The organism is Blautia sp. HA9023 (genome assembly GCF_056504095.1).
In genome coordinates this window covers 210,309-231,874 of sequence record NZ_JBWLUR010000009.1, presented here as the reverse complement: position 1 = coordinate 231,874, position 21,566 = coordinate 210,309, and the positions used below count along the sequence as shown (strand labels likewise).

The window sequence follows — 21,566 nt, the reverse complement described above, 5'->3', positions numbered from 1 at the left end:
CTTTAAAGAACAAAAAGCTGCTGGATATTTTCAAAGAGTTCATAGATATACGGTACGATCCAGAACAGCACGATCAGAAGTCCTGAAAGACTTACGAGAAATGCCTGTTCTTCCCTTCCGCTGTGCTTCAGGATCTGAGAAAGAACAGAGACCAGAATCCCTACTGCCCCAATCTTAAATATGATACTGACCTCCAAAAACTCCCTCCTTTTTCTTCAATAAGCCCGTCCCATCTTCACTGTTCAGACAAAACCTCTATATCAAAAGCACCGCCAGAAGCAGTCCTCCCAGAATTCCCAGACTCCGGTACAATCTCTTTTTTACGGAGGCCTCTTCTTTTAACCGGGAAATCTCCTCTTCCAGGTTTTCCTCATATAGAGAAAGCTGTTTCATCTGCATTTCCAGATCCAGATAACCAAGATGCTCTCCCAAAGAAAAAAAAGCGTCCTTTTCCCCGGAGGTAAGGCAGCTTTTTTTCAGGGATGTTTCTGCACATTCCCTGCATATCTGTGAGAGCGTTTCTCCTGTTCCAGACTTCATCCTGTCTGCAGCACTTATGAGAAATTCCCTGTATTTTCCATCCATTCTTCCGGCAACTCCGTAAAAAGCATCCGGCAGAGACATATTTCCGCAACGGATCTCTCCTTTCAGGAAGATTCCCATCCGCAGCAGCATCTCAAGCGTATATATTCTCTCCGAAAGCTTCATACTTCCGGAAAATCCCATTCCGGTCCCTGCCGCCACGAGCAGAATGCATCCTACAATTCTGTACATAGGCATTTTCCGTTTCCATCATAAATTCCCTCTACAATTCCCGCACGGTCATGTTTTCCAAGAAAAATATATCTTTGAAAAACCCGCGCTTCCCACAACTTCTGAAAAAACGGCTGAGACAACGTTTCTTCCACAGAATCACCGTGAGCAGTGGCGATCAGACGACAGCCACAGTGGATCACCGCTTCCACTGCCTTGAAATCTTCTTCCTTTCCAAGCTCATCCACAGCAACCACAACCGGTGACATGGACCGGATCAGCATCTGCATGCCCTCTGCTTTCGGACAGCCGTCCAGGATGTCTGTCCGCATTCCAAGATCATTCTGCGGAATTCCCTGATAACATCCTGCAAGTTCACTTCGCTCATTTACCACCCCTACTGTCACACCGGAAATATCTCCCCAACCATTACTCATCTGGCGGATGATATCCCGAAGAAGCGTAGTCTTCCCACATCTGGGCGGGGAAACGATCAATGTGTGCATAATCTGCTCTCGTGTCTGGATATAAGGCATCACGCCTCCGGCACATCCCTGGATCTCATGAGCCAGCCGCACATTGATGCAGGAAATGTATTTCATTCCCCGGACCCGGTTTCCGTCCAGGATCACTTTTCCGGTAACTCCTACACGATGTCCGCCCTGTACACTCAAAAATCCCTGACGTATTTCGTCTTCATAAGCGTACAGAGAATAACCACTGACATATTCCAGTGTCTCCTTCAGATCCTCCCGTGTCACCAGATAAGGCTCTGTGTCTTTCTGCCGCAGAAAACATTCTCCCCCGTCATAGGTAAGAAACAGAGGTCTTCCCACCCGGAGACGTATCTCATATAATTTATCATAATCAAGGTCTGCATCCACCAACAGCTGGCGGACATTGCTGGCAAACAGGTTCTGAATCTGGTTTGCGTCCATTTTTTCACCTCTTACACTTAAATATATTGCGGACATGCAGGATTTAGTACCCTTTGTCTCCTTTGGAAAAAATCTGTTTTTCCTTTATTCCGACAGAAAAAAGAGGCTTTCTTCCTCATCGTAAGCCTCCATCTTCGGAAGGCTCAGCTTCAGTACCCGGTCCACAATATTTACGGAGGATGCACGGTATGCATAGGCACAGGATTCAAACATCACATAGAGATTGTCTCCCTCCACCACGATCTGTTCCAGGCGCTCCGGAAAGCGGTAGGTCCTGGCCGAATTTTCATTTACATACAAACGCTTGTCGGACTGTTCATAAAATACCAGTCTGGATGGCAGGATTCCAAAGGAATGAGAGATCAGCAGTTTGTCATTGTAAAAAGCGATTCCCTGGACCTGCTCCGATATGGTGGAATAATCCAGCGGAACTGCCATTTCAAAATCCATGCCCAGCTCCTCATCCATGGTATTGATCAGATTTCCATCTGCGTCAACTCCGTATCGTGCAATTACACTTTCGTTATATTTTTCAAAGCAGCCTACATACAGACACCCTTCGTAAAAAGTCATAAATGAATCCCTTACAATTCCATAAAGACTGACTGTCTGCAAAGTATCCACCGGCAGGTGACTGTCATCATAATCATAGGCTTCTATTGTATCCATTTTTATGCTTACTGCCTGTGCAATTCCGTTAATATTGGAAGAATACCACAGAATCTTATGTTCCGGATCGTAGGCAAGGCCTCCCACATGAGGCTGTCCAGGCAGCACTACTTCTTTTATAAAGTTATGTTTCTCTTTATCGATCACATAGATGACCGAATTATGTTTCTGTGTGCTGCAGTAAGCACTGATCAGCACATAATCTTCGGTAACTGCCAGTCCCTGAGGAGTCATGGACGTGCACATGGCCGGTGTGGCACCTTTTTCCGTAAGCAGCGTCCTTGTATTTTTCAGTCCGGGAATGACATAAGTTCCATATTCTTTCTCTTTTTCTCTTCCGTCAAAGGCAAAATAGGAAAATGCCTCTTTCTGGGAAAGCATCTGTTTCTGGCCCCGCAGCGTATACACTGCAGCACCTCTGTTTGTCACCACAGCTTTTGTTGGCAGTTCTGTTTTTGCTCTGTATACAAATGCATATAAAAAATAACATATACACAGCACAAAAACAACTGCCAGGATCTTCAGAATAAAAATCCGGAAGCTGCGTTTCATCTCTTTGTTCATTTCATTTTCTCTATTCTGGTACAGTTTATCTCAGTATGATATCTTCGTATTCAAAGCGCAATTCCAGATCATCTTTTGACCAGACTGCACCGCTGTATCCCGGTTCCATTTCCAGCATCATGTAATTTCCTTTGTCCATGGGAATCGTCCTTAAATCTCTGGACAATCCTTCTCCCGTCCATTTGATATAAGCTTCCCGCAATACCCACTGTGCAAAAAAAGCCTTCTCCATATCATCTGCTTCCAGGATCTCCCTCACCATATCTGCAGGTACCAGTCTCTCAAGGATCCTCTCATAATTAACCTTCTTATGGATCTGTATATCAATACCTACTTCTTCACCTGCAAATAAACACATCACATATTTTCCGGAATGTGAAATATTATAATGGATCTTTGGAAGAAGGGTAAAAAACGGTTTCCCATGTTCCCCCTTAGCCCTGGGTTCAAAGGCAAGTTTCCGGCCATATTCTCTTTCCAGCCCAATCTCCAGAAGCTTTTCCCCGATCATATGCTCCATGTTTTTGCCAGAATATTCGTCTCTTATCTTTGTGTAGTAAATGATCCCGTTCATAATCCTGCCTCCTCAAGGAACCGTGACGGCTCCCGTTCCTTCTCGTACTGCATTCTCACATAGCACAGACAAAGTTTCTTCTTTGCCCGCGTCATTCCAACGTAGAAAAGTCTCCGTTCTTCCTCAAGGTGCGCTTCCAGAACCGCTTTCCGGTAAGGCATACTGCCCTCATTGACATTCATAATATATACCCGGTCATACTCCAGGCCTTTTACAGCGTGAAGGGTAGATATCACACAGCCTTCCCTTTTCACGTCCTGTTTTTTCGCCTGTTCTTCCAGTTTTCTGGTATATTCATCCATATAGGCCAGCCAGTCTTCCAGCGTTTTCATTCCTCTGGCACTTTCGTGTATCCGGTTTAAGGTCTCCCAGAGCTCTTCTGGCTTTATTTTACGATACCTTGCGTATTCCTGCAAGTATTCTTCATATCCCATGCCGTTTCGGATAAAATTAATGGCTGCATAAGGGGCCATGGTTTTCAAGATCCGAAGATGTGTTTCCAGTGTTGTGATCCTGTCACACATCCAGTCCTTATCTTTATAAAATTCGGCAAGAGCCTTAAAATCTATGTTTTTTTCGGCAAGAGCCTCTCTGGCTATGTAGCGGTTAGGGCGGTTCATAATTTCCAGAAATGTACTTCTGCTCCGGTCCCCCTGTGCCATTTTCAGATAGGCGATCATATTTTTACAGATCCAGTGGCGGAACAGATTGGGCAGTTTCTCTTTCATGGTAAAAGGAACCCCATATTCCATCAATGCGGCAACCAGGCCTTCTGCCTCCTGATTGGTCCGGAAAAGAAAGGCGGTATCTTCAATATATTCCCCTTTTTCCATCCGGTCTTTCAGTATTCCCGCAGCTGTCATATACTCATCTCTTGGATTTTTAAATTCCTTTACCTCTACAGGTTCTCCTAGGTTATTGGGTGTAGAAAGTTTTTTTACATAACGGTTTTCGTTATGATCAATTACTTTCATAGCTGTGTTCAAAATATTTCCGCTGCACCGGTAATTAATATTCAGCAATACTGTTTCCGCATTTTTGAAATCTTCCGGAAAATTCAGCATAATCTCCGGACGTGCTCCACGGAAATGATAAATAGACTGGTCATCGTCTCCCACCACAAACAGATTATTTTCCGGAGCTGCCAGCATTTTTACAATATCATACTGAAGATGGTTGATATCCTGAAACTCATCCACCAGAATATACCGGAATTTTTTCTGCCATGCTGCCAGAATATCTTTTCTTTTACGCAAAAGCTCATAGCAGCTCAAAAGCATATCGTCAAAATCAAGCTTTCTTCTTTCATTCAGGACTTTCCGATACCCCTGAAAAATCTGCCGGAACACTTCATCCGGACAGCAGGAAGAATAGTAATGTTCCAGTGAAATTCTTCCCCCTTTGACAACACTGATCTCTTTTGCCACATCTTCCACAAAGTCCCCTTCCTGGGACTGTTCTGCGGCACAATTTACTGCCAGTTCCCTTAAGATCGCATACTTTTCCTCTTCAGAAAGAATGTTGCTTCCGTTGAGACCATATGCCTGTTTCAGGATTCCATAAAATACACCATGAAAAGTTCCAAATGTAACGCCTGTCCTCGAAACTCCGGTAAATTTCAGAAACCGTTCTTTCATTTCTACGGCTGCCGCCCTTGAAAAGGTCACAACAAGAACAGAGGAAGCCGGTATCTTCCCTTCATGGATCATATGTGCTGTTCTTTCTACTATGACGGAAGTTTTCCCCGAACCGGGGCCTGCCAGAACCATCATCGGTCCTGACAGGTGGGCGATCGCCCGTTTTTGAGATGGATTTCGTTTCATAACTGGATTATTGACTATGCACTTATTCGTGCTCAAGTTTTTCGATTGCTGCATGTACACGTTTCAGTGTCTCTTCCTTACCGATGATCTCCATGATCTCTGTTGCGCCGGCCGGCGTCATCTGCTTGCCGGATACTGCTGTACGCAGCGGCCACATTACATAACCGTTCTTATAGCCGTGCTCCTTTACAAAAGCACTTAAAGATGCATACAGCGGATCATTGTTATAATCCTCCTGTGCTTCCAGTACAGGAAGTACCTCCTTGAGAACTGCAAGGGAAGTCTCCTCTGTTGTTTTCATTTTTTTGTGGCGGTACATTGCACTGTCATATTCCGGAACTTCCTCAAAGAAGTCCACAAGCTCCGGGATATCCGGGAATACTTCAATTCTGGTCTGAACCATACCTGCGATCTTTTTAAGATCAAAGTCTTTCTTCAGAACTTCTTTCAGATACGGAAGTGCTCTCTCATAGAACGCATCCGGATCCATTTTTTTGATGTACTCACCATTCATCCATTTCAGCTTGGCAATATCAAAAACTGCCGGTGATTTGTTGATATGGTGGTAATCAAACGCTTCCACAAGTTCCGGAAGAGAGAAAATCTCACGGTTGTCTGCCGGGCTCCATCCAAGAAGCGCAACATAATTGATCACTGCCTCTGTAACAAAGCCCTGATCGATCAGATCCTCATAGGAAGAATGGCCGCATCTCTTGGAAAGTTTCTGATGTGTCTCATCTGTGATCAGCGGACAATGTACATAAACCGGGATCTCCCATCCGAATGCCTCGTAAATACGGTTGTACTTCGGAGAAGAGGAAAGATACTCATTACCTCTTACAACATGCGTAATCCCCATAAGATGGTCATCAATTACGTTTGCAAAATTGTATGTCGGATATCCATCAGATTTGATCAGGATCAGATCCTCCATCTCTTCATTGTTGACTGTGATATCACCGTAAATAACATCGTGGAAGGTTGTAGTTCCCTCTGTCGGCATATTGAAACGGATAACATGAGGTTCTCCCGCATCCAGACGACGCTGAACCTCTTCTTTGGAAAGGTGGAGACATCTCTTATCATAGATGGAGATCTCCTTGCCTGCAACTGTACGTTTCATACTCTCCAGTTCTTCCTTGCCGCAGAAGCAGTAGTATGCATCTCCCTGCTCAATAAGCTGTTTTGCATATTTCAGGTACATGCCTGTTGCCTGACGCTCACTCTGTACATACGGACCGAATCCGCCGTCTTTATCCGGTCCCTCATCATGGATAAGTCCGGTTTTCTCAAGGGTACGGTAAATAATATCTACGGCTCCCTCCACATAACGTTCCTGGTCTGTATCTTCAATACGAAGGATAAAATCTCCGCCTTCATGTTTTGTGATCAAATAAGCATAAAGAGCTGTTCTTAAGTTACCCACATGCATTCTTCCTGTAGGACTCGGTGCAAATCTTGTTCTGATCTTTGTCATTTCTTTTCTCCTCGTTTTGTTGTTTCTCATTATAGGTGATATTATATACCTAAAGCCTTCAAAATGTCCATAGGTTTTCCGACGGAATCCCCCGTCTTCCCTATACACAGAAAAATCCCCTGAGACACCATTGTCCCAGAGGATCTCTTAATTCCTGCTTATGCTTCCACACCTTTGTTTTTAAGATACTCGATTACATCTCCAACTGTATTCAGATCTGTAAGCTCCTCTGCCGGAATCTCAACATTGTACTCATCCTCAAGGGCCATAACCAGCTCAAAAAGATCCAGAGAATCTGCTCCGAGATCATCCTTGAAAGATGTCTCCGGTGTAATTATAGATGCCTCACAATTTAACTGCTCTGCAAGCATTTCTTTCATTTTTTCTAACATGTCTTAATTTCTCCTTTAATCGTTACAGATCGAATCTGTTTCCTCTTTTTGAGCCAAGTATATAGTCTGCAAAAACAGTTGTCAAGAGGATTTTCCCAAAAAATGGCTCCAGAGCAAAAATATTTTGATTTTAAAACTATTTTACTCTTGAAATTTTATCTGACGGGCCACACTGAGGGCAATTGCCATCTCTGACATCAGGAATACAATAGAGGTTCCTCCATAGCTGATAAAGGGCAATGTAACACCTGTATTCGGCATCAGATTCAGTACAACGGCAATGTTCAGGATTACCTGCAGCGCAATATGTATAAAAATTCCCGTGACGATCAGAGAGCCGAACAGATCCGGAGCATTCTGTGCAATAAAGAACAATCTGTACAGAAGATACCCGAACAGGATCAGTACAAAAATGCCTCCGAAAACTCCGAGTTCTTCACAGATAATGGAAAAAATCATATCGTTCTGAGCCTCAGGAACACTTCCCAGTTTCTGGATACTGTTTCCAAGTCCCCGTCCGAAAAAGCCCCCGGAACCGATGGCATACAGCGCCTGTAACGTCTGGTATCCACCTTCATCAGAATATTTCTCAGGCTGCAGCCACACCAGCACTCGCATAACTCGGAAACTGTTACTGTCCTTGGTTGTTGCAACCAGAAACAGCACACCGATTACGATCAGGACTATACCGACGATACCTATAATGATAAACGGACGGGTATCCGGATGTGCCACAAAAACCATTCCTACAGTAATGCCCAGAATGATCATGGCAGTACTTAAGTTATCGGTAAGCACATAAGCAGCCAGCGCAAGTCCTGCTCCCGGAAGTCCCAGGATCATACAGCTTTTCAGAGTTTTTACCTTTCGTCCCATCTTTCCGATCATATAGGCCATCATGATGATGACCGCAATCTTGGCTATTTCGGCAGGCTGAAAGTTGATCGGTCCGATATACAGCCATCTGGTTGCACCATGGGAAGAATGCCCCAGCGGAGTGCGGACCAGGCCCATAAGGATCAGTGAAGCCACATAAAGTGCGGTTGTAAAAGGAAGAAGGACATGATAATCCAGTATTTTTGAAATAAATAATGCTCCGATCAGACAGGCCGCACTGATCAGTGCCTGTTTCTTAAAATAAAACATATCATTGCCATAATTTACTTCCGCCATATAAGAACTGGTGCTGTACAGCATAACCAGTCCGAAACATACCAGAAGTACGATGACAGCGACAAGATTATAATCATAGTAATCTGATTTTGTATTCTGCTTTTTTAAATTGAGCAGAGGTTTTTTCATTTTATCACCATCGCTTTCTGTATCCGCGAAGAAATTTCTGATATCTAAAAAAGAAAGTAAAAAAAATTCCCGGAAAGCCGCATAAATGCTGTCTTTCCGGGACGTTCCATAAATGGACCTGAGGGGAATCGAACCCCTGTCCGAAAGCCTATCCCTTAAGGCATCTCCCATCACAGTCGCTGATTTAACATTCCCTCGGCAGCACGCCCACCGACAGGCTTACTGCTTCAGTAGCTTCATGATACATCTACCGGGGCAAAGCTTACCCGGCAAGGTTTCTCACATAGTCGACGCCAGATTCCCGATGTGTGAGTGCAACGGGGCTGACGAGCAGCTTAGGCTGCTAACGCTAACTTTTCGTCTGCGTTTATATTTAGTTCCCGGTTGGTACGCAGTCCAGGAGTCTGCGGATGGCTTCCCTAACTTCAAAGCCCCCGTCGAAACCAGTACAAGCCCTCAAAAGAATTCCGTGGCCGGATCATTTCCGGACATCTCTGGTGGACAGACGAACTTCTTGGTCAGTTATTTTTGACTGGGTTTAATTATACCAGAATGATTTTTTGTGTCAAGGTAATTTCTAAAAACGGACATAAAAAAACCCGCATAAGCGGGTTTTTTCATCATAAGCAGATATTCATAATCCGCATTCGCTACTTGTTCATAGCCAATCAACTGCTACGCAGTTTATTCGTTATACACGGGAGAGATACTCTCCTGTTCTTGTGTCAATTTTCAGCTTGTCGCCCTGGTTTACAAACAGAGGAACCTGAACCTGTGCACCTGTTTCAACAGTTGCCGGTTTGGTAGCACCCTGTGCTGTATTTCCTGCAAATCCTGGCTCTGTCTCAATAACCTCAAGCTCTACGAAAAGAGGAGGCTCGATTGCGAATACCTCGCCGTTATGAGAGCAAACCTTAACCATTTCGTTATCTTTAACGAATTTCAGAGAATCGCCAACCTGATCTTTTGTAAGACCAACCTGATCATATGTCTCTGTATTCATAAAGTAGTATAAATCACCATCCTGATACAGATACTGCATATCTACACGCTCGATACGTGCAGCCGGGAATTTCTCTGTAGGACGGAAAGATTTCTCCACTACAGATCCTGTGATAATGTTTTTGTATTTTGTTCTTACAAAGGCTGCGCCTTTTCCTGGTTTTACATGCTGGAATTCAACGATCTGACATACGTTTCCATCAATTTCAAGTGTGATACCATTTTTGAAATCACCTGCTGAAATCATAAATATTTCCTCCTTAATATATGCGGTTCTTTTTCGCTATGGATTATTCTATAATACCTTTTGTCATTTTTCAACTGTTTTTTTATTTAAGCCTTTAATTTTTCTTCAATTTCTGCAATCAGTTCGTCAAAAGGCTTCACTCCTGTGACAACTTTAATGTCTGCAAACTTCTCATAAACAGGATCTCTCTGCTTGAGAAGTTTCTTGATCTTGTCCTCTTTGTTCTCAGCTCCCTCCAGTGTTGGATTGTTGCTTCCTTCCAGACGTTTGATCAGTGTTGCCGCAGATCCCTTCAGATAGATGATCGTCCCCATATTCTGAAGATATTTCTGGTTCTGCTCCTGCAGAGGCAGTCCAGCGCTGACAGAGATTACCTTACGCTCACCATCTGTAGACAGCTCTTTAACTGCCATTGTCTCCAGTGCACGATAAAACGGCTCTCCAAAGCGTTCAAATACCTCCTTTACCGACATGTTCATTTTCTTCACGATCAGTCTGTCCACGTCAATAAACGGAAGTCCCAGGTCCTTCGCCAGCCTCTTTCCAACTCGTGTCTTTCCTGAACCCATAAAGCCGATAATTACAATATGGTTCATGAATTCTTCCCCTCCTCTTTTTGGTAAAAATATAGTACTATTTTTTCCAGATAGCGTTTCAGCACAATCTGAATTTCCTCTTTTGGATGAATCGGTTTTACAAGAATCGTACGGATCCCCGCCCGCTTCGCTCCGTAAATATCCGTAAACAGCTGATCCCCCACAAAAATTGTCCGGTCAGGTTCTGTCTGGATCACCTGACAGGCTTTTTTGTAATTCTTCACAGCCGGTTTATGGGCATTTTCTATAAAATTTCCCTCTACGGCCTTGGCAAAAGGCTCTACGCGGGGTTTCTGGTTGTTGGATACAAAACAGTATCGAAACCCGATCCCCCTCAGCTTTTCAAACAGTTTCCTTGCCCGTTCATCTGCCGGTGCGCCGTGCGGGACAATGGTATTATCAATATCAAAAAGAAGCCCTCTGTATCCTTCTCTGTAAAGCTTCTCATAGTCAATTACATACGCAGAATCCAGATATTCATCCGGAAAAAAACTTCTGAACATCTATTCCACCTCAGTTTTCTTTTTCCAGGTAATCATAAAGTTCACCCAGACGGTCTTTCATTACTTCATACCCATGCTTGTAAAATCCGCTTAATGCTTCCGCATTCTGTTCCGTACGGGAAACGGTCTCGATTTCCGGTCGGATCACAAAAATATGACCTTCTTTTTCCCATTTTTCAATCAGTTCCAGGGTCTTATTATACACCTGATAACGGTTGAGCAATGTATTTAAAAGATTCGGATACTTCTTAAAAGCAGCCACATATACGGCTTTGCTTTTACCTGGTTTTTTCTTACGGTATTCCTGATTTCTGGTAAGAATGACCACATTTTTCCGGTGGCCTTTTTTCATGGCATGGATAAGAGGTATGGAATCTGCCGCCCCTCCATCCAGATACAGCTGCCCGTCTATCGTTACCATCGGGCTCATTCCCGGAATGCTGCTGGACGCTCTGCAGATATCCATAAGTCTCTGTCTGTCCTGCTTTTCGGACAGATACTCTGCTTCTCCTGTAAGACAGTTCGTCACAACCATCTCACATTCAATATCCGATTTAAAGTACTCGTCAAAATCAAATGGGAAAATCTCATTGGGATACCTGTCAAAGATCATATCCATGTCAAACAGACTTTTCTTATCCAGAATATTTTTCAGACTGATATAACGGTATTCCTTATTTTCCACGATCATACATCTTCTGGTACGCCCTACCTGCCCGGATACATAATCAATGGCATTGCAGGCGCCCGCTGATACTCCCACTACATATGGGAATTCCACTTTCTGTTCCATCAGGTAATCCAGTACTCCTGCAGTAAAAACACCTCTGTTTCCACCGCCTTCCAGTACCAGTGCTGTCTCATTATATTCTGTCATTTTCCATTGCCTTTCCTATCGCTCACCAAGAGGAATATACTCTGCTTCCGGAAGAACATTCTTATATGCAGGACGGATAATTTTATCCACATTGATAAGCTCTTCCATACGATGTGCACTCCAGCCTACAATACGTGCAATGGCAAACATCGGTGTGTAGAGTTCCAGGGGCAGATCCAGCATACTGTAAACAAATCCACTGTAAAAGTCCACATTGGCACTGACACCTTTATAGATCTTACGCTCCTCTGCAATAACCTTTGGCGCAAGGCGCTCTACCGTAGCATACAGCTGATAATCCTTCATTCTGCCTTTTTCTCTTGCAAGCTGCTCCACATACCCCTTAAATACTTCTGCACGTGGATCGGAAACAGAATAGATCGCATGTCCCATACCATAGATCAGCCCACGTTTATCAAAGGCCTCCTTGTGAAGAAGTTTCTTAAGGTAAACACTGACTTCCTCTTCATCACTGTAATCATGCACATGCTTACGCATATCATTGAACATTTTTACAACTTTGATGTTGGCGCCACCGTGTTTCGGGCCTTTCAGAGAACCCAGGGCTGCCGCAATTGCGGAATACGTATCGGTTCCGGAAGAAGAAACCACATGTGTAGTAAAGGTAGAGTTGTTACCGCCGCCATGCTCCATATGAAGGATCAGAGCAATATCCAGAATCTCCGCCTCCAGTGCCGTATATTTCTTATCCGGTCTTAAAAGGCGCAGGATATTTTCTGCTGTGGAAAGTTCCTTCTTCGGCTGATGGATATAAAGGCTCTTACCTTTCTCATAATGATTATAGGCCTGATATGCATAAACAGATAACAACGGGAAAACACTGATCAGATTGATACACTGACGGAGCACATTCTCCAGTTCAATATTATCCGGATCTTTGTCGTAGGAATAAAGTGTCAGCACACTTCTTGACAGAGCATTCATAATATCTCTGGATGGCGCCTTCATAATGATATCCCTTACAAAATTCCGCGGCAGCTGGCGCTGATTCGCAAGAATCCCGGAAAATTCATTCAGTTCTTCCTGATTCGGAAGTTTTCCGAAAAGAAGCAGATAGGTTACTTCCTCAAAACCAAAACGCCGGTCATTGATGAAGCCTTTTGTCAGATCCTTGATATCATATCCCCGGTAAGAAAGCTTACCTGCACAGGGAACCTCTTTCCCATCCACGATCTTGGTTGCCTGGACATTGGAAATCTGGGTAAGTCCCGCAAGGACACCCTTTCCATTCAGGTCACGCAAACCTCGCTTGACATCGTACTTGCCATATAAAGACAGATCCAGTTTATCATTCTCACGACAGATCTGCGTAAGTTTCTCAATCTCAGGTGTCACTTTCATGTTGAATTTGCTCATCCGTTATTTCCCCTTTCGATTTCTGTTTTATTGCTGTCCGATAACGGTCCCTCCTCATTCCCCTCTCAAGCAATTCTGGTCTTATTTCATATATCCCGACCCTGATGACCGGGATATTTCAGATATGATTATAGCATTTTTTTCCGTTTTGGTCTATGCCGAAAATATTTGTATTGGTGATCAGACCTGCTTATATGTAGCAAAGAACTCTTTCATCTTCTTCATTGCCTTATCCAGCTGACGGATATCCGGCAGATAAACAATACGGAAATGATCCGGCTGGTTCCAGTTAAAGCCTTTACCCGGAACGATGAGAACCTGCTTGTCATGAAGGAAATCCAGGGCAAACTGCTCATCATTATAGATATTGAATTTCTCGGTATCGATCTTCGGGAATATGTAAAATGCCGCACGCGGCTTTACAGCGGAAATTCCCGGAATATCATTCAGAGCCTTATAGATAAAATCTCTCTGCTCGTAAACACGTCCGCCTGGCTGGATATACTCATTGACACTCTGATATCCGCCCAGTGCAGTCTGTACAATCGACTGTGCCGGAACATTGGAGCAAAGGCGCATGGAAGAAAGCATGTTGATTCCCTCTATATAACCTTTAGCCTTGTTCTTGGCTCCGCTTAAGATCATCCATCCGATACGGAAACCTGCGATCATATGAGACTTTGACAGTCCTGAAAATGTCACGCAGAATACATCCGGCGCAAGAGAAGCGATGGAAGTATGTTTGTATCCATCCATAACAAGGCGGTCATAGATCTCATCGGAAAAGATGATCAGCTCATGCTCTCTTGCAATGTCCGCGATCTGCTCCAGGATCTCCTTCGGATATACGGCACCTGTCGGGTTATTTGGATTGATGATAACGATCGCTTTAGTCCTTGGTGTGATCTTACTCTTGATATCCTCGATATCCGGATACCAGTCAGACTGCTCATCACAGATATAGTGGACTACATTTCCTCCTGCCAGTGTGGCAGTTGCCGTCCACAGGGGATAATCCGGAGCCGGGATCAAGATCTCATCCCCGTTATCCAGAAGTGCCTGCATACAGAGATTGATCAGCTCACTGACACCATTTCCTGTATAAATATCATTAATGGTAACTCCCGGGATCCCGCGAAGCTGGGCATACTGCATGATCGCCTTTCTTGCGGAAAAAATACCCTTGGAATCGGAATATCCCTGTGAAGTACGTACATTACTAAGCATATCCAGGATCACTTCCTGCGGTGCGGAAAATCCAAACGGATACGGGTTACCGATATTCAGCTTCAGGATCTCCATCCCATCTTCTTCCATTCTGGCAGCCTCATCCACAACCGGTCCACGCACGTCATACAATACATTATCAAGCTTTGATGATTTCCCGAATGTTCTCATAAAAACCACTCCTCTTCTCATTTTCACTATTATTTAACCATTTTATTTTCATAGTCAAAAAATATCTATTTCTATATCTTCTCACATTTGTGCTTTCAACGCAAGAAATAAAAATTTTAAAAATTTTAATTTAGCACTTCCCTTTTTTAGCAGGTTAATGTATAATAGCACTCGAATTTAGTTTTCAAACACAATTTAATACGTGATGAGGAGGAAACAACAATGTCTTACACAGAAGAAGTTTATGAAAGAGTTGTAGCACAGAATCCTGGCGAGCCAGAATTCCATCAGGCAGTTAAGGAAGTTCTCGATTCCCTTAAAGTCGTAATTGACAAAAATGAGGAAGAGTATCGTAAACTTTCCATCCTTGAGCGTCTTGTAGAGCCAGAGAGGATCATCTCCTTCAAAGTACCGTGGATCGATGATAACGGAACTGTACAGGTCAACAAAGGTTACCGTGTTCAGTTCAACAGTGCGATCGGGCCATACAAGGGCGGCTTAAGATTCCATCCTTCTGTAAATCAGGGTATCCTGAAATTCCTTGGTTTTGAGCAGACCTTTAAAAACTCTCTTACAGGCCTTCCGATCGGCGGTGGAAAAGGTGGCTCCAACTTCGATCCTAAGGGTAAATCTGACAGAGAGGTTATGGCATTCTGCCAGAGCTTTATGACAGAGCTTTGCAAATATATCGGCGCAGATACAGAATGTTCCGGCTGGTGACATCGGTGTCGGCGGACGTGAGATCGGTTATCTCTTCGGACAGTACAAGAGAATCCGTGGCCTTTATGAGGGTGTCCTTACAGGAAAGGGTCTTTCCTTCGGAGGTTCCCTGATCCGTACAGAAGCTACCGGTTACGGTGTTGTATACATGCTCAACGAGATCGCCAAAGCTCACAATGATTCCGTAGAAGGAAAAACAATCGTTGTAACAGGTTCCGGTAATGTAGCTATTTACGCTGTTGAGAAAGCTACTCAGCTTGGTGCCAAAGTTGTTGCAATGAACGACTCCAACGGATATATCTACGATCCGAACGGAATCAACCTTGACGTTGTAAAAGACATCAAAGAAGTTAAACGTGGACGTATCAAAGAGTACGCTGACCGTGTTGAGGGTGCTACTTACACAGAGGGACTTGGCATCTGGAACATCAAATGTGATATCTATCTTCCATGTGCTACTCAGAACGAGCTTGGTCTTGACGGAGCTAAAACACTGGTTGCAAACGGCTGCAAATATGTCGTTGAGGGTGCTAACATGCCTACTACTCTTGATGCAACAACATACCTTCAGGAGAACGGTGTTCTCTTCATGCCTGGTAAAGCCGCAAACGCTGGCGGTGTTGCCACATCCGCACTGGAGATGAGCCAGAACTCCATGAGACTTTCCTGGACAAGAGAAGAGGTTGATGAGAAACTTCACAACATCATGATCGACATCTTCCACAAAGCTGATGACGCTGCTAAACGTTACGGTATGGAAGACAACTATGTTGTAGGTGCAAACATCGCCGGCTTCGAAAAAGTTGTTGACGCTATGAAAGCTCAGGGTATTGTTTAATTTAAGTTTCCTGAATCATTAACATAAATTATAACAGGGACCGCAGAGGAATTTTCCCCATGAGGTCCCTGTTTTTTTATATGTTATTATGAGTTTTTCAGTTGATCAGTTTCTTCAGCTCGTCCATAAAGGTACTGACATCTTTAAATTCCCTATATACAGACGCAAAACGTACATATGCCACAGCATCCAGATCCTTCAGATGCTCCATGACGATCTCTCCGATCTTGGTGCTGCTGATCTCACGATCTTCTGACCGGAAAATATCCCCTTCTATGGAATCGATCATCTCTTCCACTCTCTCAATGGGAATGGGGCGTTTATAGCAGGCACGAAGAACACCATCCTGGATCTTGGAACGTTTATAGCTCTCCCGGTTCTGATCCTTCTTGATCACAGTCAGTGGAATCGTTTCCACCTTCTCATAAGTTGTAAAACGCTTTCCGCAGGCATCACAGAGACGGCGGCGGCGGATAGAATTGGTATCCTCTACAGGTCTGGAATCTACAACTCTTGTATTATCCTGGTTACAGAACGGACATCTCACGGAACTCTCCCCCTTTCCGGATCAAAAAATCATTACTAAATTTGTTTTTATTATAGAATAAATGCATATAATGTGTCAATAATCGGACTTGCATAAATTTTACAGATTTTCCATAAAATCATATCAGGTGATGAATTTATGCGTATCTGCGAACTGAAACAGAAAGAAGTGATCAATATCCACACCTGCCGTAGCCTTGGCTGTCCTCTTGATGTGGAATTCTGCTGTGAAACCGCCCGGCTGAAAGCCCTGATCATGCCGGAACCCGGGAAATTCTGCTGGTGTTTTTCAAGAGAAAGTGAATGCATCATCCCCTGGGACTGCATCCGCCAGATTGGTGAAGATATCATCCTTGTTGATTTCCGTGATGAAAAACGGCTGGGAGGAGACTGAACCGACTACATTTGTCAAGGCCCTTTATTTTTTATATTTTCCCCGGAAAAGTATATTTCAACCGCCCTCTGAGAATCATCTTAATGTACTGACAAGACAAGGAGGATTCTAAGATGGCACTGAATAAAGTTGAAATCTGCGGAGTAAATACCTCAACGCTTCCTGTTCTCAACCAGGAAGAAAAGGATGAGCTCTTCAAAAGAATCAAAGCTGGCGATGAAGAAGCCAGAGAATTGTACATCAAAGGCAATCTGCGGCTTGTTTTAAGCGTGATCCGCCGTTTTCAGAACAGCAGTGAAAATCCAGATGACCTTTTTCAGATCGGCTGTATCGGCCTGATCAAAGCAATCGATAATTTTGATACCACCCTTCAGGTAAAGTTTTCTACCTATGCAGTTCCTATGATCGTCGGTGAGATCCGAAGATATCTCCGGGATAACAACAGCATACGGGTCAGCCGCTCTCTGCGGGATATCGCCTACAAAACCATCTACACCAGGGAAAACTATATGCGGCAGCATCTCAAAGAGCCTACCATCGCGGAGATCGCTGATGAGATCGGCATTGACAAGGAAATGATCGTCTATGCCATGGATGCGATCCAGAGCCCGGTGAGCCTTTTTGAGCCGGTGTATTCCGAAGGAGGAGATACTCTCTATGTCATGGATCAGATCAGCGACAAAAAGAACCGGGAGGAAAACTGGGTGGAAGATATTTCTCTCCGGGACGCCATGAACCGGCTGGGAGAACGGGAACGACACATTATTGATCTCCGCTTCTACGAAGGAAAAACCCAGATGGAAGTTGCCGATGAGATCGGGATCTCCCAGGCCCAGGTCAGCCGCCTGGAAAAACATGCCCTTCGCAGTATGCGGAATTATCTCAGGAATTAACCCAAACGCTATACCAGACAGATAAAACCATCTGCATTGACTATGTAACCCATAACAAAATCATTGCGGCAGAATATACACCGGCACTCTTTTATAAAACTTTTTATAAAATAATGTCCGTTACCCTGCCGCATTTTTTTATGTTGATTCCATGTCTATACCCGCATAAAACGGGCATTCACAGGCAACTTCTGTTTTCTGTTATTTCAGCGCTTTCTCAATTTCTTCGATCACGATCCGAAGTGCTTTCAGCCTTGCATATTTTTTGTCTACCGATTCCAGGATATGCCATGGCGCATAAACAGTACTGGTCTTTTGCAGCATTTCATCCACTGCGGTTTCATACTGATCCCATTTTTCACGGTTTCTCCAGTCCTCATCTGTGATCTTCCACTGTTTTTCCGGATTGTTCTGGCGGTCATTAAATCTTGCAAGCTGGGTATCTTTATCAATGTGGACCCAGAATTTCACGATCACAGCACCCCAGTCGGAAAGTTCCTTCTCGAATTCATTGATCTCATTGTATGCACGTCTCCAGTCGTTCTCACTGCAAAAACCTTCCAGTCTTTCCACCATCACTCTTCCATACCAGGTCCGGTCAAATATGGCAATGTGTCCATCTTTAGGCAACCTTGTCCAGAAACGCCACAGATAATGACGGGCTTTTTCATGAGGTTCCGGGCTGGCGATGGGATGTACCTCAAAACCACGGGGATCAAGAGCTTCCGTGATCCTCTTGATATTTCCGCCTTTTCCGGCAGCATCCCAGCCTTCATAGGTGATGATCACCGGCACTCTTTTGCGGTAGAGCCGATTATGCAGGCTTCCGAGCTTCGCCTGGAGTTCTTTAAGCTCTGCCTTGTACTCTTCGTCTCCCACTTCTTTTCCATCCAGAGGGATCTCGCTTAATTTCGGCATCTCCACCAGAGGAAAAACATTCTGGAGAATCGGCACAGCATGTTTGCTATTCTCCATGGCAACCTCGATGTTGCTGATCATGGTTTCCAGTACCTGTAATTCCGCCCATTTCCGGTCACTGGCATCTACGATATACCACGGAGCAGAAGAAGTGTTGGTATCCTGCATATACTGGTCAAAAACTTTTCTGCATTTCTTGTAGTGATCATTCTGCCAGAGATCGTATTCATTCACTCTCCATCGGGTATCTTTGCTTTCCAGAAGGATGCCCATACGTTTCTCCTGATCTTTCCGGTCGATCTGCATAAAGAATTTCAGAAGTACGTATCCGTTATCCGTCAGCTGCCGTTCAAATCTGCGGATGCTGTCAACCCGTTTTACATAATCATCCCCTTTCAGTTTTTTGTCCATGCGCTCCCGGCAGGTCTGATCCATCCATCCGGAATCCAGGAATGTAAATTTACCGGCTTCCGGGATCTCCTTAAAATACCGGTAAAGAAATGGTTTCCGAAGGTCCTCTTCTGTAGGCGCTGACATAGTTGCGACTTTAAAAAAACGGGGATCGATATTCTTGATCACTTTACTTATGGTACTGCCTTTTCCGGAAGCTCCCCAGCCTTCAAACAACACGATCACCGGAATCTTATGCTCCTTTAGAGCCATCTGCAGCTCATATAATCTGGTTCTTGCAGCACTTAAACGCACTTTGATATCCTCTTTTTCCGGAATCTGTTCCGGGTTCCAGTTTTTTAACATCTGCATCGTCCTTCCTCGAATTTTTTGAATATTCTTATTATACCACAGGAGTCCCTGTTTTACGACGAATTTTACATAGATTTAACGCATCATTCCGAAAAAATATCCATATTGCACAATTGTAACTCTTGTTAAACAGCTAAAAATATTTTTTAACCTATTGACATTTTGATCTTCTCTTCATACAATATAGGCGCTGTTCGTTATTTTTTTAACTCGTAGTCAAACGGATATTCGCAACCCCGCAGGGGACTTCCTTGATTCGGTTAAAACAGCACAAAAAAGCTGCCCCAAGCAGCAAATCTCAAGGAGCCGATCATGAAACTTACAGAAGAACTTCTGAAAGAAATGGAAAAGAAAAAAGAACTCTACGGTGACGGCATCATCATGCCGGATGGGGATTACCGCCTAATCCAGGACGGACATTTGAAGACCCTTATGGCCCTTTTACCATATACGGAAAATGAAATCTGGAAAATGATCCCGGATGATGATTCCGCTCTTTTCTGGCTGGTAGAAAAAACAGGCTGCGTGCTGACAGATGTCAATTCCACCATCGGAATGAAAATGACCCCTGCACAGCAGAAAACTTACGAAGCGCTTTCCAGCCGTGGGATCGTCTCTAATGAATATTATGATCTTACCAGGCAGCGGGAAAAAGCCCGCGCCCAGCATTCTGCAAAGCAGAACATATAGATTACGTAAATGTTCTCAATACGCATTTACCCCATAATTCCATATACTCAAAAAGCAAAAGCTGCCTTCCAGAACCATAAGCCTCAAACAGGCCCATAACTCCGGTGGCAGCTTTTATTATTTATATCTTTCAGTCGTCATATCCTTCCAGGAAGGAATGTTTCACGCCGTCTTTTTTATAGGCAATGACTGTATGAAGATTCACGTTTTCCACACTTCGGAAAATATTACTTTCAATATGGGGATTTACCTTCTTAAGCTCCGCAATGAGATTTTTGATCTCCATTCGCTTGGAAACACTGGTGCCGTCTGTACGGCAGGTAGTACAGGTATCAGTGAACTTGCAGGCACACTGGATAAAATGCAGGTCATTGTAGTCTCTCCAGTGCTTGATATCTGCCTCACGGATCAGATACATGGGGCGGATCAGCTGCATCCCCTCGAAGTTTGTGCTGTGGAGTTTCGGCATCATAGTCTGTACCTGTGCTCCATAAAGCATTCCCATCAGGATCGTCTCGATCACATCATCATAGTGATGGCCAAGAGCGATCTTGTTGCATCCAAGTTCCTTTGCCTTACTGTAAAGATATCCTCTTCGCATACGGGCGCAGAGATAACACGGAGATTTTTCCACATTGTAAACTGCATCAAAGATCTCAGTCTCAAACACTGTGATAGGAATTCCGAGAAGTTTGGCGTTGTGTTCGATCACCGCACGGTTGGCCTCATTATATCCCGGGTCCATCACAAGAAATACCAGTTCAAAAGGAAACTTGTTATGACGTTTCAGTTCCTGGAACAGTTTTGCCATCAACATGGAATCCTTACCGCCGGAAATACAGACCGCGATCTTATCTCCCGGTTTCACCAGTTCATAGTCATTGATCCCTCTGGCGAATCTGGAAAACAGCTGCTTGTGGAATTTCTTGCGGATGCTCAGCTCGATATCTTTCCGGCGCTGTTCCATTGCCTCATTTTCCGTTTCTTCACTGTCCCCTTTCTTGGACTCTTTCTGCATCTGCTGAAAAAGCCATCCTGTATATCCGCCTTTCAGACTCCGTGCGGGAATTCCCTTTTCCCGGAGCATCCCTGCCCCTTCCTGGCTGAAAAGTCCTCTGGTACAGTAAAGAACCGGGATTTTATCCCCTTTCAGTTCTTCTGCCCGTTCTTCCAGTTCCTGTTCCGGAACAGAAATCGCTCCCGGGATCATTCCATATTCCACAGTTACTTTATCACGGGTATCTACCAGAAGATATTTTTCCCGTTCCTTCTCTATTTCATCAAAAGAAATCTCCAGTGTTTCTTCACTCATG

Annotated in this window: 21 protein-coding genes, 1 other RNA gene and 1 pseudogene; 4 read left to right on the top strand and 19 right to left on the bottom strand. The window is 44.1% G+C overall.

The features are described from left to right. Positions 1-2: 2 nt before the first annotated feature. From spoIIIAC to AC04Q6_RS14755, 16 genes are all read right to left on the bottom strand, one after another. Entirely contained in the window at positions 3-197 is a 195-nt protein-coding gene (gene spoIIIAC / locus AC04Q6_RS14830; RefSeq protein ID WP_021976821.1) for a stage III sporulation protein AC, read from the bottom strand. Between the two features lie 58 nt (positions 198-255). Beyond that, positions 256-774 (bottom strand): stage III sporulation protein AB, encoded by a 519-nt coding sequence (locus AC04Q6_RS14825; protein ID WP_021976820.1) that lies wholly within the window; start codon positions 772-774, stop codon positions 256-258. Further along, positions 759-1,691 (bottom strand): stage III sporulation protein AA, encoded by a 933-nt coding sequence (gene spoIIIAA / locus AC04Q6_RS14820; RefSeq protein WP_476389758.1) that lies wholly within the window; start codon positions 1,689-1,691, stop codon positions 759-761. Before spoIIIAA ends, AC04Q6_RS14825 begins: the two co-directional genes overlap by 16 nt. 84 nt (positions 1,692-1,775) lie before the next feature. Beyond that, the gene (locus AC04Q6_RS14815; RefSeq protein ID WP_021976818.1) at positions 1,776-2,924 is read right to left on the bottom strand and encodes a YncE family protein; all 1,149 of its coding nucleotides are present in this window, start codon (positions 2,922-2,924) and stop codon (positions 1,776-1,778) included. 25 nt (positions 2,925-2,949) lie between these two features. Next, positions 2,950-3,498 carry a 4'-phosphopantetheinyl transferase family protein gene (locus tag AC04Q6_RS14810; RefSeq protein ID WP_118071578.1) on the bottom strand — a complete coding sequence of 183 codons (549 nt, stop codon included), beginning with the start codon at positions 3,496-3,498 and terminating at the stop codon, positions 2,950-2,952. Further along, complete coding sequence (locus AC04Q6_RS14805; RefSeq protein WP_118071577.1) at positions 3,495-5,321, bottom strand: ATP-dependent helicase; 1,827 nt, start codon at positions 5,319-5,321, stop codon at positions 3,495-3,497. The genes AC04Q6_RS14810 and AC04Q6_RS14805 overlap by 4 nt, the downstream gene beginning before the upstream one ends. 22 nt (positions 5,322-5,343) lie before the next feature. Then, positions 5,344-6,798: a glutamate--tRNA ligase gene (gltX, locus tag AC04Q6_RS14800; protein WP_118071576.1), complete on the bottom strand. Its 1,455-nt coding sequence runs from the start codon at positions 6,796-6,798 to the stop codon at positions 5,344-5,346. Positions 6,799-6,956: 158 nt separating this feature from the next. Continuing rightward, the gene (gene acpP / locus AC04Q6_RS14795; RefSeq protein ID WP_021976814.1) at positions 6,957-7,190 is read right to left on the bottom strand and encodes an acyl carrier protein; all 234 of its coding nucleotides are present in this window, start codon (positions 7,188-7,190) and stop codon (positions 6,957-6,959) included. Between the two features lie 141 nt (positions 7,191-7,331). Next, positions 7,332-8,492: an FtsW/RodA/SpoVE family cell cycle protein gene (locus AC04Q6_RS14790; protein WP_118071612.1), complete on the bottom strand. Its 1,161-nt coding sequence runs from the start codon at positions 8,490-8,492 to the stop codon at positions 7,332-7,334. Positions 8,493-8,602: 110 nt separating this feature from the next. Further along, positions 8,603-8,948: a transfer-messenger RNA gene (gene ssrA, locus AC04Q6_RS14785) on the bottom strand. Positions 8,949-9,183: 235 nt separating this feature from the next. Further along, positions 9,184-9,741, bottom strand: a complete 558-nt coding sequence (gene efp, locus AC04Q6_RS14780; protein ID WP_021976812.1) for an elongation factor P — start codon at positions 9,739-9,741, stop codon at positions 9,184-9,186. Between the two features lie 86 nt (positions 9,742-9,827). Further along, positions 9,828-10,337, bottom strand: coding sequence for a shikimate kinase (locus AC04Q6_RS14775; protein ID WP_021976811.1), 510 nt, complete (start codon positions 10,335-10,337; stop codon positions 9,828-9,830). After that, positions 10,334-10,840, bottom strand: a complete 507-nt coding sequence (locus AC04Q6_RS14770; RefSeq protein ID WP_021976810.1) for a YqeG family HAD IIIA-type phosphatase — start codon at positions 10,838-10,840, stop codon at positions 10,334-10,336. The genes AC04Q6_RS14775 and AC04Q6_RS14770 overlap by 4 nt, the downstream gene beginning before the upstream one ends. A gap of 10 nt (positions 10,841-10,850) precedes the next feature. Then, on the bottom strand, positions 10,851-11,717 hold the full coding sequence (locus tag AC04Q6_RS14765) for a patatin-like phospholipase family protein (RefSeq protein ID WP_021976809.1): 867 nt from the start codon (positions 11,715-11,717) through the stop codon (positions 10,851-10,853). A 15-nt stretch (positions 11,718-11,732) separates the two neighbouring features. Then, positions 11,733-13,094, bottom strand: coding sequence for a citrate/2-methylcitrate synthase (locus AC04Q6_RS14760; RefSeq protein WP_021976808.1), 1,362 nt, complete (start codon positions 13,092-13,094; stop codon positions 11,733-11,735). A 180-nt stretch (positions 13,095-13,274) separates the two neighbouring features. Further along, positions 13,275-14,492 carry an aminotransferase class I/II-fold pyridoxal phosphate-dependent enzyme gene (locus AC04Q6_RS14755; RefSeq protein ID WP_021976807.1) on the bottom strand — a complete coding sequence of 406 codons (1,218 nt, stop codon included), beginning with the start codon at positions 14,490-14,492 and terminating at the stop codon, positions 13,275-13,277. Positions 14,493-14,714: 222 nt separating this feature from the next. Between AC04Q6_RS14755 and gdhA the strand changes: the two are divergent. Further along, positions 14,715-16,050: pseudogene (gene gdhA, locus AC04Q6_RS14750) on the top strand (NADP-specific glutamate dehydrogenase). A gap of 97 nt (positions 16,051-16,147) precedes the next feature. On the opposite strand, the gene nrdR reads toward gdhA, so the two are convergent. After that, the gene (gene nrdR, locus AC04Q6_RS14745) at positions 16,148-16,597 is read right to left on the bottom strand and encodes a transcriptional regulator NrdR (RefSeq protein WP_021976805.1); all 450 of its coding nucleotides are present in this window, start codon (positions 16,595-16,597) and stop codon (positions 16,148-16,150) included. Positions 16,598-16,735: 138 nt separating this feature from the next. Between nrdR and AC04Q6_RS14740 the strand changes: the two genes are divergently transcribed. After that, the gene (locus AC04Q6_RS14740; protein ID WP_118063059.1) at positions 16,736-16,990 is read left to right on the top strand and encodes a YlmC/YmxH family sporulation protein; all 255 of its coding nucleotides are present in this window, start codon (positions 16,736-16,738) and stop codon (positions 16,988-16,990) included. Between the two features lie 113 nt (positions 16,991-17,103). Beyond that, positions 17,104-17,883 (top strand): RNA polymerase sporulation sigma factor SigG, encoded by a 780-nt coding sequence (gene sigG / locus AC04Q6_RS14735; RefSeq protein ID WP_118063061.1) that lies wholly within the window; start codon positions 17,104-17,106, stop codon positions 17,881-17,883. A gap of 201 nt (positions 17,884-18,084) precedes the next feature. Here sigG and pap read toward each other — a convergent pair whose 3' ends face one another. Beyond that, on the bottom strand, positions 18,085-19,557 hold the full coding sequence (gene pap, locus AC04Q6_RS14730) for a polyphosphate:AMP phosphotransferase (protein ID WP_118063124.1): 1,473 nt from the start codon (positions 19,555-19,557) through the stop codon (positions 18,085-18,087). A 318-nt stretch (positions 19,558-19,875) separates the two neighbouring features. Here pap and AC04Q6_RS14725 point away from each other — a divergent pair, with 318 nt between their 5' ends. After that, positions 19,876-20,253, top strand: a complete 378-nt coding sequence (locus AC04Q6_RS14725) for a hypothetical protein (protein ID WP_021976801.1) — start codon at positions 19,876-19,878, stop codon at positions 20,251-20,253. 130 nt (positions 20,254-20,383) lie between these two features. On the opposite strand, the gene AC04Q6_RS14720 is transcribed toward AC04Q6_RS14725, so the two are convergent. Next, entirely contained in the window at positions 20,384-21,565 is a 1,182-nt protein-coding gene (locus AC04Q6_RS14720; protein WP_118063064.1) for a PP-loop family protein, read from the bottom strand. Between the last annotated feature and the right edge of the window lies 1 nt (position 21,566).

Excerpts from the sequence above, each read along its gene's own strand:
- AC04Q6_RS14825 (WP_021976820.1), bottom strand. The coding sequence starts at position 774 with ATGTACAGAATTGTAGGATGCATTCTGCTCGTGGCGGCAGGGACCGGA.
- spoIIIAA (WP_476389758.1), bottom strand. The coding sequence starts at position 1,691 with ATGGACGCAAACCAGATTCAGAACCTGTTTGCCAGCAATGTCCGCCAG.
- AC04Q6_RS14815 (WP_021976818.1), bottom strand. The coding sequence starts at position 2,924 with ATGAACAAAGAGATGAAACGCAGCTTCCGGATTTTTATTCTGAAGATC.
- AC04Q6_RS14810 (WP_118071578.1), bottom strand. The coding sequence starts at position 3,498 with ATGAACGGGATCATTTACTACACAAAGATAAGAGACGAATATTCTGGC.
- AC04Q6_RS14805 (WP_118071577.1), bottom strand. The coding sequence starts at position 5,321 with ATGAAACGAAATCCATCTCAAAAACGGGCGATCGCCCACCTGTCAGGA.
- gltX (WP_118071576.1), bottom strand. The coding sequence starts at position 6,798 with ATGACAAAGATCAGAACAAGATTTGCACCGAGTCCTACAGGAAGAATG.
- acpP (WP_021976814.1), bottom strand. The coding sequence starts at position 7,190 with ATGTTAGAAAAAATGAAAGAAATGCTTGCAGAGCAGTTAAATTGTGAG.
- AC04Q6_RS14790 (WP_118071612.1), bottom strand. The coding sequence starts at position 8,492 with ATGAAAAAACCTCTGCTCAATTTAAAAAAGCAGAATACAAAATCAGAT.
- efp (WP_021976812.1), bottom strand. The coding sequence starts at position 9,741 with ATGATTTCAGCAGGTGATTTCAAAAATGGTATCACACTTGAAATTGAT.
- AC04Q6_RS14775 (WP_021976811.1), bottom strand. The coding sequence starts at position 10,337 with ATGAACCATATTGTAATTATCGGCTTTATGGGTTCAGGAAAGACACGA.
- AC04Q6_RS14770 (WP_021976810.1), bottom strand. The coding sequence starts at position 10,840 with ATGTTCAGAAGTTTTTTTCCGGATGAATATCTGGATTCTGCGTATGTA.
- AC04Q6_RS14765 (WP_021976809.1), bottom strand. The coding sequence starts at position 11,717 with ATGACAGAATATAATGAGACAGCACTGGTACTGGAAGGCGGTGGAAAC.
- AC04Q6_RS14760 (WP_021976808.1), bottom strand. The coding sequence starts at position 13,094 with ATGAGCAAATTCAACATGAAAGTGACACCTGAGATTGAGAAACTTACG.
- AC04Q6_RS14755 (WP_021976807.1), bottom strand. The coding sequence starts at position 14,492 with ATGAGAACATTCGGGAAATCATCAAAGCTTGATAATGTATTGTATGAC.
- AC04Q6_RS14740 (WP_118063059.1), top strand. The coding sequence starts at position 16,736 with ATGCGTATCTGCGAACTGAAACAGAAAGAAGTGATCAATATCCACACC.
- sigG (WP_118063061.1), top strand. The coding sequence starts at position 17,104 with ATGGCACTGAATAAAGTTGAAATCTGCGGAGTAAATACCTCAACGCTT.
- pap (WP_118063124.1), bottom strand. The coding sequence starts at position 19,557 with ATGTTAAAAAACTGGAACCCGGAACAGATTCCGGAAAAAGAGGATATC.
- AC04Q6_RS14725 (WP_021976801.1), top strand. The coding sequence starts at position 19,876 with ATGAAACTTACAGAAGAACTTCTGAAAGAAATGGAAAAGAAAAAAGAA.
- AC04Q6_RS14720 (WP_118063064.1), bottom strand. The coding sequence starts at position 21,565 with ATGAGTGAAGAAACACTGGAGATTTCTTTTGATGAAATAGAGAAGGAA.